This window comes from Streptomyces sp. NPDC111520, from assembly GCF_055635295.1.
Genome location: NZ_JBVKBW010000014.1, coordinates 114,934 through 130,575, shown reverse-complemented (window position 1 = coordinate 130,575; position 15,642 = coordinate 114,934). Strand labels below are relative to the sequence as shown.

General features: G+C 72.7%; 15 protein-coding genes. 2 read left to right on the top strand and 13 right to left on the bottom strand.

What is annotated here, in order from left to right; all coding sequences use genetic code 11:
• Positions 1–20 precede the first annotated feature (20 nt).
• Positions 21–1,403: an FAD-binding oxidoreductase gene (locus ACZ7MY_RS29900; RefSeq protein ID WP_499606411.1), complete on the top strand. Its 1,383-nt coding sequence runs from the start codon at positions 21–23 to the stop codon at positions 1,401–1,403.
• A gap of 30 nt (positions 1,404–1,433) precedes the next feature.
• Here the strand turns inward: ACZ7MY_RS29900 and ACZ7MY_RS29895 are convergent, their stop codons facing one another.
• From ACZ7MY_RS29895 to ACZ7MY_RS29840, 12 genes are all read right to left on the bottom strand, one after another.
• On the bottom strand, positions 1,434–1,835 hold the full coding sequence (locus ACZ7MY_RS29895; RefSeq protein ID WP_499606410.1) for a YccF domain-containing protein: 402 nt from the start codon (positions 1,833–1,835) through the stop codon (positions 1,434–1,436).
• 117 nt (positions 1,836–1,952) lie between these two features.
• The gene (gene htpX / locus ACZ7MY_RS29890) at positions 1,953–2,813 is read right to left on the bottom strand and encodes a zinc metalloprotease HtpX (protein ID WP_499606409.1); all 861 of its coding nucleotides are present in this window, start codon (positions 2,811–2,813) and stop codon (positions 1,953–1,955) included.
• Between the two features lie 120 nt (positions 2,814–2,933).
• Positions 2,934–4,442: an NADH-quinone oxidoreductase subunit N gene (locus ACZ7MY_RS29885; protein ID WP_499606408.1), complete on the bottom strand. Its 1,509-nt coding sequence runs from the start codon at positions 4,440–4,442 to the stop codon at positions 2,934–2,936.
• The gene (locus tag ACZ7MY_RS29880; RefSeq protein WP_499606407.1) at positions 4,442–6,007 is read right to left on the bottom strand and encodes an NADH-quinone oxidoreductase subunit M; all 1,566 of its coding nucleotides are present in this window, start codon (positions 6,005–6,007) and stop codon (positions 4,442–4,444) included. Before ACZ7MY_RS29880 ends, ACZ7MY_RS29885 begins: the two co-directional genes overlap by 1 nt.
• A 3-nt stretch (positions 6,008–6,010) precedes the next feature.
• Positions 6,011–8,014 (bottom strand): NADH-quinone oxidoreductase subunit 5 family protein, encoded by a 2,004-nt coding sequence (locus ACZ7MY_RS29875; protein WP_499606406.1) that lies wholly within the window; start codon positions 8,012–8,014, stop codon positions 6,011–6,013.
• Positions 8,011–8,397: an NADH-quinone oxidoreductase subunit NuoK gene (gene nuoK, locus ACZ7MY_RS29870; RefSeq protein ID WP_499606405.1), complete on the bottom strand. Its 387-nt coding sequence runs from the start codon at positions 8,395–8,397 to the stop codon at positions 8,011–8,013. Before nuoK ends, ACZ7MY_RS29875 begins: the two co-directional genes overlap by 4 nt.
• Positions 8,397–8,954: an NADH-quinone oxidoreductase subunit J family protein gene (locus ACZ7MY_RS29865; protein ID WP_499606404.1), complete on the bottom strand. Its 558-nt coding sequence runs from the start codon at positions 8,952–8,954 to the stop codon at positions 8,397–8,399. Before ACZ7MY_RS29865 ends, nuoK begins: the two co-directional genes overlap by 1 nt.
• Positions 8,951–9,541, bottom strand: a complete 591-nt coding sequence (locus ACZ7MY_RS29860) for a NuoI/complex I 23 kDa subunit family protein (RefSeq protein WP_499606403.1) — start codon at positions 9,539–9,541, stop codon at positions 8,951–8,953. Before ACZ7MY_RS29860 ends, ACZ7MY_RS29865 begins: the two co-directional genes overlap by 4 nt.
• Positions 9,541–10,503 (bottom strand): NADH-quinone oxidoreductase subunit NuoH, encoded by a 963-nt coding sequence (gene nuoH / locus ACZ7MY_RS29855; RefSeq protein ID WP_499606402.1) that lies wholly within the window; start codon positions 10,501–10,503, stop codon positions 9,541–9,543. Before nuoH ends, ACZ7MY_RS29860 begins: the two co-directional genes overlap by 1 nt.
• Entirely contained in the window at positions 10,500–11,591 is a 1,092-nt protein-coding gene (locus ACZ7MY_RS29850) for an NADH-quinone oxidoreductase subunit C (protein WP_499606401.1), read from the bottom strand. Before ACZ7MY_RS29850 ends, nuoH begins: the two co-directional genes overlap by 4 nt.
• The gene (locus ACZ7MY_RS29845) at positions 11,588–12,205 is read right to left on the bottom strand and encodes an NADH-quinone oxidoreductase subunit B (protein WP_499606400.1); all 618 of its coding nucleotides are present in this window, start codon (positions 12,203–12,205) and stop codon (positions 11,588–11,590) included. The genes ACZ7MY_RS29850 and ACZ7MY_RS29845 overlap by 4 nt, the downstream gene beginning before the upstream one ends.
• Positions 12,196–12,564 (bottom strand): NADH-quinone oxidoreductase subunit A, encoded by a 369-nt coding sequence (locus tag ACZ7MY_RS29840; RefSeq protein ID WP_499606399.1) that lies wholly within the window; start codon positions 12,562–12,564, stop codon positions 12,196–12,198. The genes ACZ7MY_RS29845 and ACZ7MY_RS29840 overlap by 10 nt, the downstream gene beginning before the upstream one ends.
• A gap of 202 nt (positions 12,565–12,766) precedes the next feature.
• Here ACZ7MY_RS29840 and ACZ7MY_RS29835 point away from each other — a divergent pair, with 202 nt between their 5' ends.
• A complete protein-coding gene (locus ACZ7MY_RS29835; protein WP_499606398.1) occupies positions 12,767–13,930 on the top strand; it encodes a sensor histidine kinase in 1,164 nt (387 codons plus the stop codon).
• 58 nt (positions 13,931–13,988) lie between these two features.
• On the opposite strand, the gene ACZ7MY_RS29830 is transcribed toward ACZ7MY_RS29835, so the two are convergent.
• Positions 13,989–15,488 (bottom strand): MFS transporter, encoded by a 1,500-nt coding sequence (locus tag ACZ7MY_RS29830; RefSeq protein ID WP_499606397.1) that lies wholly within the window; start codon positions 15,486–15,488, stop codon positions 13,989–13,991.
• Positions 15,489–15,642 lie beyond the last annotated feature (154 nt).

Below are 15,642 nucleotides of genomic sequence, written 5' to 3'. Positions count from 1 at the left end.
GAGGGAAGGGGGCAGCACCTATGGCACCCCGTGTCCTGGACGACGCGGCCCTGGACGCCCTGCGCGACGGCTTCGCCGGCGAGGTCGTCGCACCGGGGGACGCGTCGTACGACGAGAGCCGCACCCTGTTCAACGCGATGATCGATCGCCGGCCGTCCGTGATCGCCCTGTGCGAGACGGTGGACGACGTCGCCGCGGCCATCCGCTTCGGCCGCGAACGCGGCCTGGAGGTCTCCGTCCGCGGGGGCGGGCACAGTGTCTCCGGCAACGCGCTGACCGACAGCGGCATCGTCGTCGACCTGCGGCGCATGCACGCCGTGGTGGTCGACCCGGCGGCGCGCACGGCGCGGGTGGGCGGGGGCGCCACGATGAGCCACCTGGACCGGGCGACGCAGCCGTTCGGCCTGGCCACCACGGGGGGCCGGGTGTCGACGACCGGGGTGGGCGGTTTCACCCTCGGCGGCGGATCGGGCTGGCTGGAGCGGAAGTTCGGGCTGGCCTGCGACAACCTGGCGGAGGCCGAGCTGATGACGGCGGACGGCACCATGGTGCGGGCCGCCGAGGACGAGAACCCGGAGCTGTTCTGGGCGCTGCACGGGGGCGGCGGCAACTTCGGTGTCGCCACCTCGCTCACGCTGCGGCTGCACCCGCTGCCCGCCGCCACCCTGGCCGTGCTGCTGTGGCCGCCCGAGGCCGGTCCCGAGGTGCTGCGCGCCTACCGCACCTTGCTGGCGTCGGCGCCGGACGAGGTGGGCGGGGGCGTGCTCTTCCTGACCGGGCCGCCGGAGGAGTTCGTTCCCGAGCACCTGGTGGGCACGCTGGCCTGCGCCGTGGTCTTCACGTACGCGGGCACCGAGGACGCGGCGCGCGAGGTGCTGGAACCGCTGCTCGCGCTCGCCCCGCACGGCCGCATGGTGGCGGAGATGCCGTACGCGGACCTGCAGTCGGCGCTCGACGACCCGCCGGGCTACCGGAACTACTGGTCGGCGGAGTACCTGGACGACTTCCCGGACGCGGCCGTGGAGCGCTTCTGCGCGCGTGCCCGGGACATGGTGGTCCCCTCCCCCTCCCAGCACGTGCTGTTCCCTGTGGGCGGAGCCGTGGCGCGCCCTCCGGCCGACTACCCGCTGCCCTGGCGCCGGGCGCCGTGGGTCGCGCACCCCTTCGGCCTGTGGGCGGATCCGGCGGACGACGAGCGGGCCCGGAAGTGGGCGCACGACGTCCGCGCCGACCTGCGCCAGTGGTCCTCGGGCGCGGTCTACCTGAACTTCATCGGCAACGAGGGCGAGGGCCGGGTGATCGCCGGTCTCGGCGCGCACAACCTGGGGCGGCTGGGCCGGGTGAAGACCGAGTACGACCCGGAGAACGTGTTCCGGCTCAACCACAACATCGAGCCGGGCTGAGGCCCTGCCGGGGCGTGCCGGGCGCCGGGTTCAGCGGGTGGCGTACGGGGCGTCCACGGGGACGATCTCGCGGCCGAGCGGCACCAGGGAGATAGGCACCATCTTGAAGTTGGCGATGCCGAACGGGATGCCGATGATCGTCAGGCAGAAGCCGATGCCCGCGATCACGTGGCCGATGGCGAGCCAGATCCCCGCGAAGACCAGCCAGATGATGTTGCCGAGCAGCGACCCGACCCCCGCGTCGCGGCGTTCCACCGTGGTGCGGCCGAAGGGCCACAGCACGTAGTTGGCGATCCTCAGGGACGCGATCCCCCAGGGGATGGTGACGATGAAGATGAACATCAGCAGGCCCAGCAGGGCGTAGCCGATCGCCATCCACAGGCCCCAGATCACCAGCCACACGACGTTCAGGACGATGTTGACCGCCTTCATGGCCCAAGCCTCCCATGCGTCCGGTGGCCCCGCCCGTCAGGTGGGCGGGAGCCGCCGCTCCGTCAGGCGTCCCCCACAGGGCCCGTACCCGCGTACGGGCCGGACCGCACGCCGGTGTCAGCGGCGGTGGCCGGCCATCTCCTCGAGGCGGGCGATGCGCTCGCCCATCGGGGGGTGGGTGGAGAAGAGCTTGGAGACGTCGCCGGGGCGGAACGGGTTGGCGATCATGAGGTGGCTGGTCGTCTCCAGCCGGGGCTCGGGCGGCAGCGGGGCGCGCTTGGTGCCCGTCTCCAGCTTGCGCAGCGCGGAGGCGAGGGCGAGTGGGTCGCCGGTGAGGCGGGCGCCGGAGGCGTCGGCCTCGTACTCCCGGGAGCGGCTGACGGCGAGCTGGATGAGGGAGGCGGCGACGGGGCCGAGGATCATCATCAGCAGCAGGCCGAACAGGCCGGGGCCCTCGTCGTCGTCGGAGCGGCCGACGGGGATCAGCCAGGCGAAGTTGACCAGGAACACGACCACGGAGGCCAGGGCGCCCGCGACGGAGGAGATGAGGATGTCGCGGTTGTAGACGTGGCTCAGTTCGTGGCCGATGACGCCGCGCAGTTCGCGCTCGTCGAGGAGGCGCAGGATGCCCTCGGTGCAGCACACGGCGGCGTTGCGCGGGTTGCGGCCGGTGGCGAAGGCGTTGGGGGCCTCGGTCGGGGAGATGTAGAGCCGCGGCATGGGCTGCCGGGCGGAGGTGGAGAGTTCGCGCACCATGCGGTAGAGCGCCGGCGCCTCGAACTCGCTGACCGGGCGGGCGCGCATGGAGCGCAGCGCGATCTTGTCGCTGTTCCAGTACGCGTAGGCGTTGGTCCCGAGGGCTACGACGAGTGCGACGATCAGTCCCGTACGGCCGAAGAAGCTGCCGATGACCAGGATGAGAGCCGACATTCCGCCCAGGAGCGCGGCGGTCTTCAGGCCGTTGTGCCGGCGGTGCACGGTACACCCTCCAAGTTGTGCATCGGGAGGACCTTCTCTCCTCGTCCAAGGAGAACCTCCCGTAGGGGCCAACGCCACCGGAGGGGCGTTAGTTCCCTTGTGCACCTTCCTGCCGGGTGCTCAGAGCAGGGTCGCGGAGGCGAAGCGGAGGACGAGCTGGGGCGCTCCGGACAGTACGACTCCGACGACGGCGGTGAGCGCGATGGCGGCGCCGAGCGGGCGCGAGGGGCCCGCCGGGCGGACCGCTGCGGCCGGCTCCGTGCCGGGCTTCGCGAAGAGCAGGAACGTCCACCGCAGGTAGTACACGAGGGCGATCACGACGTTGACGGCCATGACCGCGGCCAGCCAGCCGAGGCCCGCGTCGACGGCCGAGGAGAAGACGGCGACCTTGGCGAACAGGCCGATGACGCCGGGCGGCAGGCCGGCCAGGCAGAGCAGGAAGAAGGCCATGGCGAGCGCGGCGAGGGGGTGGCGGCCGTGGAGGCCCCGGTAGTCGGTGAGCCGGTTCTGCGGGGCGGAGCGGCCGACGAGCGCGGCGACGCCGAAGGCGCCGAGGTTCACGGCGGCGTACATCAGCGCGTAGGCGAGGGTGGTGCCGACCTGGCGGTCGGGGTCGGTGTACGCGGCGGCGGCGATCGGGACCAGCAGGTAGCCCGCCTGGCCGATGGACGACCAGGCCAGCAGGCGGACGGCGCTGCGCGGGCGGTCGGGGCGCTGCACCAGCGCGGCGACGTTGCCGACGGTCATCGTGAGGGCGGCCAGGACGGCGACGGCGGGGCCCCAGACGTGCGCGTACGGCCGGAAGGCGACGACCGTGACGAGGATGAGGCCGGCGAACCCGGCGGCCTTGCCGACGACAGACAGGTAGCCGGCGACGGGGAGCGGGGCACCGGTGTAGGTGTCGGGCACCCAGAAGTGGAAGGGGGCGACGGCGAGCTTGAAGGCGAAGCCGACGACGGTGAGGGCGGCGCCCGCGGCGGCCAGCGTGTCCAGGCGGGGGTCGACGTTCTGCAGTCCCTTGGCCATGGCCTCCAGGTGGAGGGTGCCGGTGGCGGCGTAGACGAAGCTGACGCCCAGCAGGGTGACGGCGGTCGCGGCGACCGAGGAGAGGAAGAACTTCAGGGCCGCCTCGCTCGACAGCCGGTCGCCGCGGCGCAGGCCGACCAGGGCGAACGAGGGGAGCGTGGTGACCTCCAGGGCGATCACGAGGGTCGCCAGGTCGCGGGAGGCGGGCAGCAGCGCGGCGCCTGAGGCGGAGGAGAGCAGCAGGAACCAGAACTCGCCGGCGGGCAGCTCGTCGAGGGTGTGCACCGACAGCAGGGCGGCGACGAGCGCTCCGGCCAGCACCAGCAGCTGCACGACGAGCGTGAAGCGGTCGGCGACGTAGGAGCAGTCGGCGGGGCTGCCGACGAGGCAGAAGGTGGTGCGGTCGCCGTCGAGCAGCGGCAGCAGGCTGAGCCCGGCCAGCACGAGTCCGGCGAGGGTGATCGCCACCAGGGGCCGCTTGCGGCCCTCGGGCAGGAAGAGGTCGGCGACCAGCACGACGATCGCGGCCACCGCCACGATGCCGGGCGGGGCGATCGCGGCCCAGTCGACCGACTGGACGACGGAGGTGGCGAGGGTGCTCATCAGCTGCCTCCGAGCAGGGTGCGCACGGCCGGGTCGGTGAGGCCGAGCAGGGCGGCGGGCCACAGGCCGGCGAGGACGGTCAGGACGACGAGCGGGGTCCAGGCCGCGAACTCGTAGCCCCGGACGTCCGCGAGCTCCGGCGCGGCGTGGACGGTGTCGCGTTCGCCCATGCACACGCGGCGTACGACGACGAGCAGGTACGCGGCGGTGAGCAGGGTGCCGAAGGCGGCGACCGCGGTGAAGACCAGGTAGGCGCCGCGGTCCAGGCCCGGGGCGGGCTTGAAGGAGCCGAACATCGCCAGCATCTCGCCCCAGAAGCCGGCCAGGCCCGGCAGGCCCAGGGAGGCGACGGCCGCGAAGGCGAGCAGGCCGCCCATGCGGGGTGCCTTGCCGTACAGCGCGGCGCCGGTCTGCCCGGCGAGGGTTTCCAGGTCGGTGGAGCCGTAGCGGTCCTTGAGGGCGCCGACCAGGAAGAAGAGCAGGCCGGTGATGAGCCCGTGGGCGATGTTGGCGAAGAGCGCGCCGTTGACGCCGGTGGGGGTCAGGGTGGCGATGCCCAGCAGCACGAAGCCCATGTGGCCGACGGAGCTGTAGGCGATGAGGCGCTTGAGGTCGCCGCCCCCGCCGCGCCGGGCGAGGGCCAGGCAGGCCAGCGACCCGTAGACGATGCCGACGACCGCGAAGGCGGCCAGGTAGGGCGCGAAGGTCTGCATGCCCTCGGGGGCGGCCGGCAGCAGGATCCGTACGAACCCGTACGTGCCCATCTTGAGCAGGACGCCGGCCAGGAGCACCGAGCCGACCGTGGGGGCGGCGGTGTGGGCGTCCGGGAGCCAGCTGTGCAGCGGCCACATGGGAGCCTTGACGGCGAGGCCGAGGCCGATGGCGAGGACGGCGATCAGCTGCGTGGAGTGACTGAGCGGTGACCCGTTGTCAGTGGCGAGTGCCACCATGTCGAATGTGCCCGCCTTCAGCCCGATGAGGAGCAGGCCGAGCAGCATGATCACGGAACCGAGCAGCGTGTAGAGGATGAAGCGGAGGGCGGACTTCTCCCGCTTCTCGCCGCCCCAGCGGGCGATGAGGAAGTACATCGGGATGAGGACGGTCTCGAAGGCGAGGAAGAAGAGCAGCAGGTCGAGCACGGCGAAGGTGGCGAGCGTGCCCGTCTCCAGGAGGAGCAGGAGCGCCACGAAGGCCTTCGGGGAAGGACCCGCGGGCATCTTGAAGTAGCTGTAGAGCGCGCAGAGGAAGGTCAGCAGCGCGGTCAGGACGAGGAGGGGGAGGCTGATGCCGTCGATGCCGAGGTGGATGCGGACGCCGAGCGCCGGGATCCAGCTGATGTCGGTGTTCGCCTGCATCGTCGCGGGGTGGTCGTGGTCGAAGCCCGCGGCCAGGACGATGCTCAGGACGAGGACGAGCCCGGTGACGGTGACGCCGTGGCGGAGCACCGCCTGGTCGGGGTTCTTCCCCTTCAGACCGGGCGGGGGCGGCAGCAGGGCCGCGGCGGCGCCGAGCAGCGGCAGGAGGACGGCGGCCGCGAGGACGTACTGGAGGACGGTGTCGTTCACGGCTCACGCTCCGACGGCGACGAGGACGGCGAGGATCACGGAGCCGGCCAGCAGCACGCTGATATAGGTCTGCACGTTGCCCGTCTGGGTGCGGCGTACGAGGGCGCCGAGCAGCCGGGGCAGTCCGCCCGCGCCGCGGACGTACGTCTCGACGACCTCGCGGTCGAGGAAGCGGACGAGGCCGGAGGCGGCGAGCACGGGGCGGACGAAGAGCGCCGCGTAGAGGGCGTCGAGACGGAAGCCGTGCGAGGCGGGCCCGAAGAGCGGGCCGAGCAGCAGGCGTCCGGGGTCGGCGGGGTCCTGGGCGGCGGCGACGTCCCCGTAGACCTGCTCGTGGGTCTGCAGAGCGGCGGCCTCGGTGAGCGCCGGCTCCTCCTCGGCGGCCTCGGCGGTGACGACCGCGCCGAGCGGGGTGCCGCGGCGGGACGCGGTCGCCTGCCAGGCGCCGTAGGTCGCGAGGATGCCGACGACGGCGAGGCCGACGCCGAGGATCGAGGTGACCAGGGTCGGGGCGAGGGCGTTGCCGTCCAGCCAGGAGGGGAGGTCGAGGAGCGAGGGCACGAGGGCGACGGCGCCGAAGGCGAGGGTCGGGACGGCCAGCACCCACAGGACGAGGGTCATGACGGCCGGTTCCCTGCCGTGGGCCTCGGGGAGCGTGGCGCCGTGGCCGCGGAAGGCGAGGAGGAACAGGCGGGTCGCGTAGCCCGCGGTGAGCACGGCGGTGATCAGCGCGGCGACCAGGACGAGCCAGCCGACGGCCGAGGGCACGCCCTCGGCGTGGCCGGAGGCGGCGTGCTCGGCCGCCCGCAGCACCGATTCCTTGGAGAAGAAGCCGGAGAAGGGCGGGACGGCGGCCAGGGCGGCCAGCGCGATGGCCATGGTCCACATGGCGTCGGGGACGCGCTTGCCGAGGTCGCCCATGCGGGACATCGCGGCCAGCGAGTTGGTGCCGGCGGCGTGGATGACGACGCCGGCGGCGAGGAAGAGGAGAGCCTTGAAGGCACCGTGCGAGACGAGGTGGAACACGGCGGCGCTGCGGTCGCCGACGGCCAGGGCGGCGGCCATGTAGCCGAGCTGGCCGATCGTCGAGTAGGCGAGCACGCGTTTGATGTCGTCCTGCGCGAGCGCGGCCAGTCCCGAGCCGATCATGGTGATGGCGGCGAGCACACCCAGCACCGCCAGGGTGACGGTGGAGGCTTCGAAGACCGGCAGCAGCCGGGCGACGAGGTAGATGCCGGCCGCGACCATCGTGGCGGCGTGGATCAGCGCGGACACCGGGGTGGGGCCGGCCATCGCGTCGGGCAGCCAGGTGTGCAGCGGGAACTGCGCCGACTTGCCGGCGACCCCGGCGAGGAGCAGCAGACCGACGACGGTCGGGTGCGCGATCTGGCCGTGGGTGGCGGCGGTCAGGATGCCGTTGATCCGGAAGGTGCCGGCGTCGGCGGCGAGCGCGAACACACCGATCAGGAAGGGGACGTCGCCGAGCTTGGTGACGAGGAAGGCCTTGAGGGAGGCGGCCCGGGCGACCTCGGTCTCCCAGTAGTGGCCGACCAGGAAGTACGAGCAGATGCCCATGATCTCCCAGCCGACCAGCAGCACCATCAGGTCGCCGGTGTAGACGACCAGGAACATGGCGGCGGTGAAGAGGGAGACGAGGGCGGAGTAGGAGGCGTAGCGCGGGTCGTGGCGCAGGTAGGCCGTGGAGTACAGCTGCACGCAGGTGGCGACCAGGCCGACGAGGACGGCGATCAGCACCGCGAAGCCGTCGAGGTGCAGGGCGAGGTCGACGGGCACCGAGCCGGTCGGGGTGAGCCGGGTCGCGGCGTCGGTGGCCGGGCCGCTGCCCTGCCGTACGGCGACGACGACGGCCAGCACGAAGGCGGTCGCGGTGGGCAGCACGGCCAGCGGCCGGAGGAAGCCGGGGGCGGTGCGGCCGAGCAGCAGGCCGCCGACGGCGCCGAGGAAGGGCAGGAGGGGGACGAGGACGGCGAGGGTCGTCAGGGTCACGCTGCGGCCTCGGCCTTCTCTTCGGGTGCGGAGGGCCCGTCCCCTTCGCCCTGCGGGTCGTGCGGGTCGTGCGGTCCGTGCTCGGCGAGGTCGGTGAGGCGGTCGATGTCCGAGCTGCCCCGGTTGCGGTACACGAGCAGGACGACGGCGAGGCCGATGCCGATCTCGGCGGCGGCGATGACGATGACGAACAGTGTCAGCGCCTGCCCGGCGTGGAGGGTGTCGCGGAGCCAGACGTCGAAGGCGACCAGGTTGAGGTTGACCGCGTTCAGCATCAGCTCGACCGACATCAGGACGAGGATCGCGTTGCGCCGGGCGAGGACGCCGTACAGGCCGACGGAGAACAGGAGGGCGGCGAGGACGGCGGGGTAGGCGAGATGCATCAGCGCTCTCCCGGCTGCTGACGGGACTGCTTGCGGGACAGGACGATCGCACCGACGAGCGCGGCGAGCAGGAGCACGGACAGCGCCTCGAACGGCAGCACCCAGTGCCGGAAGAGGATCTGTCCGGTGACCTTGGTGGAGCCCTGCGCGGCGCCGTCCACCTCGATCCAGGTGGCCCGGAAGGCGTCGACCACGACCCACACGAGCGTGCCCGCTGCGGCCACCGCCACGGCCAGCGCCGCGATCCGGTTGCCCGAATCGGCGTCCGGGGAACGGCCGATGGGCGCCTTGGTGAGCATCAGGCCGAACAGCACGAGCACGACGACGGACCCGACGTAGATCAGCACCTGCACCCAGGCGATGAACTCGGCGGTGAGGAGGAGGTATTCGACGGCCACGCCACCGAGCGCGACGACCAGCCACAGGGCAGCGTGCACCAGTTGCTTCGTGGTGACGCTGACGACTGCGGCGGCCAGGGTCGCCACGCCGACGAGGACGAAGACGATCTCGACGCCGGTCGGGGACAGGAAACCGGGGTGGGCGGCGGTGAGGTTCACGCGTCGCCCCCCGGCTCCTCGGCCTGGGTCTGGGTGGCCGCCTGGGCCTCGGCCTCTGCGGCGGCTGCCGCGGCGGCGGCCTTCTCCGCGGTCTTGCGGGCGGCGCCGATCTCCTTGGGCTCCTCGGCGGCGGGGTCGAGCGGCGGCGGGGCCGGCACCGTCCACATCCACTCGCGCAGCTTGTCGCGCTCGTGGGTGAGTTCGAGGATGTCGGTCTCCGCGTACTCGAACTCCGGCGACCAGAACAGGGCGTCGAAGGGGCACACCTCGATGCAGATGCCGCAGTACATGCAGAGCGAGAAGTCGATGGCGAAGCGGTCGAGCACGTTGCGGCTGCGTTCGCGGCCGGCGGGGGTGGCGGCGGGCACCGTCTCCTTGTGGGAGTCGATGTAGATGCACCAGTCGGGGCACTCGCGGGCGCACAGCATGCAGACCGTGCAGTTCTCCTCGAACAGCGCGATCACACCACGGCTGCGGGGCGGCAGGTCGGGCTGCACCTCGGGGTACTGCGCGGTGTGCGAGCGGCGGGTCATCGTGCGCAGGGTGACGGCGAGGCCCTTGGCCAGGCCGGAACCGGGGACGCCCATCAGGAGATCACCACCTTCACCACGCCGGTGAGCGCGATCTGGGCCAGGGCGAGCGGGATGAGGACGGTCCAGGCGAGCCGCTGCAGCTGGTCCTCGCGCAGCCGGGGGTAGGTGACCCGCAGCCAGATGACGACGAAGGCCAGGGCCGCGGTCTTGAGCAGTGTCCACAGCCAGCCGACGCTGCCGGACCAGGGGCCGTGCCAGCCCCCGAGGAACAGGACGGTGGTCAGACCGCACAGCACGACGATGCCGGCGTACTCGGCGAGCAGGAACAGGGCGAAGCGCATCCCCGTGTACTCGGTGTACGCACCGAAGATGATCTCCGAGTCCGCGACGGGCATGTCGAACGGCGGGCGCTGGAGTTCGGCGAGGCCGGCGGTGAAGAACACGACGGCGCCGATCAGCTGCCACGGCGTCCACCACCAGGCGTACGCGTCGACGATGCCGGGCAGCGAGAGCGTCCCGGCCGCCATGGCGACGGACGCGGCGGCGAGCAGCATCGGCAGCTCGTACGACATCAGCTGCGCGGCGGTGCGCAGACCGCCGAGGAGGGAGAACTTGTTGGCGGAGGCCCAGCCGGCCATCAGCGAGCCGAGCACGCCGACGCCCATGACGGCGAGGACGAAGAACAGGCCCGCGTCGATGTCCTGGCCGACGAGCCCGTCGGGACCGACCGGGATCGCGACGAGCACCAGGAGGTAGGGCAGCAGCGCGACGGCGGGCGCGAGTTGGAAGATCTTCCGGTCCGCGTCGGCCGGGACCACGTCCTCCTTCTGCGCGAACTTCACGCCGTCGGCGACGAGCTGGGCCCAGCCGTGGAAGCCGCCGGCGTACATGGGCCCGAGGCGGCCCTGCATGTGGGCCATGACCTTGTGCTCGGTCTGGCCGACGACCAGGGGCAGGACGAGGAAGGCGACGAGCACGGCGAGCAGCCGGAGGATCACTTCGAGGGCGTCGCTCACGGTGTGCTGCCTCCTCCTGCGTCGTCGGGGTCGGGGGTGCCGGCGGCGTCGCCGCCCGGTGCGGGCCGCGCGGGTTCGTCCTCCGCGCCGCCGGCCGGTGTGGCCTGCCCTGCGGGAGGCCGGTCGCCGTCGGCCGCGTCGGCGGCGGCGGGTGCCTGCGGGGCCGCTTCCGGCGCCGGGCCGGTGGCGGGCGTGTCACGCGGGACGTCCCAGGGGGCGTCCGGGGTGCGTTTGCGGGGCGTCGCGGGAGCCGCGGGGGTGTCCGTGGCCGGCGCCGCGGGGGTCCCGGCGGGGGCACCGGTCTGGCTGACGGAGCCGTCGCCGGCCGAGCGGGTACGGCGCGGGGTCGCGGCAGGGGCGGCCGGGGCCGCGTCGCCCTGGCTCGCGGAGCCCTCGGTGACGCTGCGGGTGCGCCGTGCGGGACGCTCGGCGGCGCCCGCCGCACCGGCGCCTGCCGCACCGGCCGCGCGCGGGGTGCGGGCGGGTCGCGCCGGGGCGGGCGGCAGCTGCCCCTTCAGCGGGCCCCACTCGTTGGGGTCGGGCACGCCCGGCGGCAGCATCTGGCGGCGCTTGGGCCCGCCGTGCTCGGACTCGCCCGGCTCCTTCGCGCCCGGCCAGGCCTTGGCGACGCGCGCCGCCAGCACGAAGTCCTTGCGCAGCGGGTGCCCCTCGAAACCGTCGGGCAGCAGCAGCGGCACCAGGTGCGGGTGGCCGGTGAAGCCGACGCCGAACATCTCGTGCGTCTCGCGCTCGTGCCAGGCGGCGCCCGCGTAGACGCCGGTGGCGGTCGCCAGGGCCGGTGCCTCGTGCGGGACGGTCGTACGGATCATCAGCCGCCGCACGGAGCCGACCGCGGGGGCCACGACGTGGGCGCAGACCCGGAAGCCGGTGCCGGGTTCGTCGACGGCGCTGAGCCAGTCGAAGAAGGTGCAGCCGAGGGTGTCCCGGGCGGCCCGCAGGGCGTCCGTCCACGACGCGGCGGGGACGTCGACGGTGAGCAGACCGTACGCCTCCTCCGCCGTGGCCCCGGCGCCGAAGACCTCGGCGACGGCGTCCGGCTCGGGGAGCCGGTCGAAGGGCGTGGTCACTTCGTGGCCTCCCCGGGCGGCGGCGGGGCCTGGACGAGGCCGCTGCGCAGCGCCGCGGTGGACGCGTGCGGGGTGCCGCCGTCGCCGTAGCGCTCGCCGAGCGATTCGCGGGCGATCTTCTCCTGGAGCTTGAGGATGCCCTGCAGCAGCGCCTCGGGCCGCGGCGGGCAGCCGGGCACGTAGACGTCGACGGGGATGATCTGGTCGACGCCCTTGGTCACCGAGTACGAGTCCCAGTAGGGCCCGCCGCAGTTGGAGCAGGCGCCGAAGGAGATGACGTACTTCGGCTCGGGCATCTGCTCGTACAGCCGCTTGACGGCCGGGGCCATCTTGTCGGTGACGGTGCCGGAGACGACCATGAGGTCGGCCTGGCGCGGGCCGGGCGCGAAGGGGATCACGCCGAGCCGGATGAAGTCGTGCCGGGCCATGGACGCGGCGATGAACTCGATGGCGCAGCAGGCGAGCCCGAAGTTGAAGACCCACAGGCTGTAGCGGCGGCCCCAGTTCAGGACCACCTTCATCGGTTCCGGCGCCAGGCGCGCCAGCGTTCCGAGGCGGCGCGGCTCCGGCAGGTACTCGGGAGTGCTCACATCGGTCACTTCGGTCACGTCCATTCCAGGACGCCCTTCTTCCAGGCGTAGAGCAGACCGACGGCGAGGAAGCCGAGGAAGACGAACATCTCGACCAGCGTCGTGCCGCCGTACCCCTCGGCGGCGAACACCGTCGCCCAGGGGAAGAGGAAGATCGCGTCGACCGCGAAGATGACGTAGAGGAAGGAGTAGACGTAGTAGCGGACCTGGGTGTGCGCCCAGCCCTCGCCGACGGGGTCGACGCCGCACTCGTACGTGAGCATCTTCTCCTGCGTCGGCACGACGGGCCGCAGCAGGCGACCGGCTCCGAAGGCCACGGTCACGAAGAGCACCCCGAGCACCGCGACCAGCCCGACGACCGAGTAGCCGTGGAAGTAGTCCACGTCCGTCCGCCCCTCGTTTCTCGTCGTAAGCGCGTTGTCCAGCGATCCCGGTGGATCTTTAGACGATCTGTACGAACGGAGTCTAGGCCCTGCCCCCCGGAGCCGAACCACCCGTCCTGACCGGTGGTACGGATAACCCCACCTTGTCCTGGCAGGCGCACCCCATGGCGGTGGCCGCCCCGTCCCCGGCAGGCTTGGCGTCATGACCATCAACTCCCAGCGCGGGGAAGCCGCCCCGCTGCCGCCGGCGCGCTTCGCCTTCGACGCCGTGACGTGGAAGGAGATCGCGTATCTCCTGGCGAACCTGCCCGTGGACCTCGTGGGCTTCGTCTTCGTGGTCGTTGTGCTCTACCTCGGCGTCGGGCTGTCGGTGACCGTGATCGGACTGCCGCTGCTGGCGCTGGGACTGGCCGGCTGCCGGCTGCTGGGGCGGCTGGAGCGGATACGGGCGCGCGCCATGCTCGGGGTGGCCGTGGAGGAACCCCGGCAGCTGCGTCCCGGGCGGATGGGCTTCTTCCCCTGGCTGTGGACCTCGTTGAAGGACCCGGTGGGGTGGCGGCACGCGCTGTACTTCTTCATCCGGCTGCCGTGGGGGATCGCCACCTTCACCATCGCCCTGACCTCGCTCTTCGTGGCGTGGCCGGTGCTGCCGTTCATCGCCAGGGGGCTGGCCAACGCCGACCGCGCGATGGTCCGCGGCCTGCTGTCGCCCTCCGACGAGCTGGAGCGGCGGATCGCGGAGCTGGAGTCGGACCGGGGCACCGTGGTGGACACCGCAGCCGCCGACCTGCGCCGCATCGAGCGCGACCTGCACGACGGGGCGCAGGCCCGGCTCGTGGCCCTCGCCATGGACCTGGGCCTGGCCAAGGAGAAGCTGCAGGAGGACCCGGAGGCGGCGGCGAGGATGGTCGACGACGCCCACGGCGAGGTGAAGCTGGCCCTGCAGGAGCTGCGCGACCTGGCCCGCGGCATCCACCCGGCCGTCCTCACCGACCGCGGCCTGGACGCCGCCCTGTCCTCGGTGGCCGCCCGCTGCACGGTGCCGGTGCAGGTCCAGGTGGACCTGGCGAGCCGCCCGGCGCCGGCGATCGAGGGCATCGCGTACTTCACCGTCTCCGAGCTGCTGCAGAACATCAGCAAGCACAGCGGGGCCCGCCGGGCCGTCGTCGAACTGTGGCGCTCGGACGGCCGGCTGATGATCCAGGTGCGTGACGACGGCCGGGGCGGGGCGACCACGTCGGGCGGCAGCGGTCTGGGCGGGCTGGCCGAACGGCTGGACTCGGTGGACGGTCTGCTGGTCGTCGACTCCCCGACGGGCGGCCCGACGACGGTGACGGCCGAACTGCCCTGGCGGGACCGCGCCTGAGCCGCACACGGAGAAGGCCGGCGCCCGTGGGGAGGGCGCCGGCCTTCTCCTGTTGCCGTCAGGCGGCGAGTCCGGCCTCCGCCGCCGGGGTGGCGGCGGGCTCGGGCCGGCTGTCGCGCATGACCAGGGCGGCCAGCAGGGCGGCGGCCAGGACGCCGACCGCGCCGATGGTGAAGGTGGTCGACATCGAGGCGGTGAACGCCTCCCGGGCCGCGCGGACCATGGCGCCGTCGCCGTGGGCGGCGGCCAGCGCTCCGGCGATGGAGTGCCTCGCCTCCTCGGGGGTGCCGGCGGGCATCCCGCGGGAGAAGCCGCTCGCCAGCAGCGAGCCGAGGATCGCGATGCCGAGCGCGGTACCGGCCTGCTGGATGGTGTCGTTCAGGGCGGAGCCGACGCCCGCCTTCTCCGCGGGGATGGTGCTCATCAGGGCGCCGACCGCGGCGGGCATCGCCAGGCCCGCGCCGAGGCCGAGCAGGCCGAGGGCGACCGCGGGGACGGTGAAGCCGCTGCCCTCGGTGACGGTGGCCAGCAGCGCGAAGGAGGAGGCCATGACGAGCATGCCGCCGAGGATCAGCGGGCGGTTCCCGGTCCGCGCGGCGATCCTGGCGCCCAGGACGTTGCCGGCCAGCGCGGCGACGGCCAGCGGCACGAAGGCGGCGCCCGCCTTGACCGGCGAGTAGCCGAGCACGAACTGCAGGTACTGGGTGAGCACCAGCAGCAGGCCGCCGTTGCCGATCTGCACCAGGGTCAGCGAGAGCGAGCCGCCGCTGAAGTTGCGGTGCCGGAACAGGACCAGCGGCACCATGGGCGCGGCGGTGACGTTCTCCCAGGCCACGAAGGCGCCGAGGGCGACGACCGCGACGGCCAGGGTGGTCCCGGAGCGGCCGCCGACGGCGCCGTGCTGCGGCAGCTCGATGATCCACCAGACCAGGGCGGTCATGCCGGCCGCGGACAGCACGGCGCCGAGCGGGTCGGGCTTGCTCCAGGGGCCCTTGGACTCCGGCATGAGGGTGAGGCCGGCGAGGACGGCGAGCGCGACGACGGGGACGTTGATCAGGAAGATCGCGTGCCAGGAGAAGTGGTCGATCAGCACGCCGCCGAGCACCGGGCTGCCGACCAGGCCCAGCATCGACACCGAGCTCCACGCCGCCATCGCCTTGCCGCGCTCCTCCTCGTCGAAGACGGTGATGAGGATCGAGAGCGTCGAGGGCATGATCAGCGCGCCGCCGAGGCCCATCGCGACCCGTACGGCGATGACCTCGCCCGGGCTGGTGCAGAAGGTGGCGGCCAGCGAGGCGGCCCCGAAGAACAGCAGGCCGACGATCATCACCTTCCGGCGTCCGAACCGGTCGCCGAGGCTTCCCGAGGTCAGCAGCAGACCGGCGAAGACCAGGATGTAGGAGTCGAGGATCCACTGCGTGTCCTGGGCGCTCGCGCCGATGTCCCCGGTCATCGCGGGCACCGCCACGGTCAGCGCCATGCTGTCGACCACCAGGACCAGCGAGCTGAGGCACAGCACGATCAGGATCCACCAGCGGCGTGGGTTGCGGGTTTCCATGGGGTGTCCTTCCCGGGACCTCGGTTCGTGCGTACACCGTTCCTTCGATGCGCACACTGTACGCATGGCGGAACAGTGTGCGCAACACCCATTCCTGTACGCTGATGCGAACGCTGTACGCAGCAGTCCCCGCCCCGACACCTCGGCCACCGCC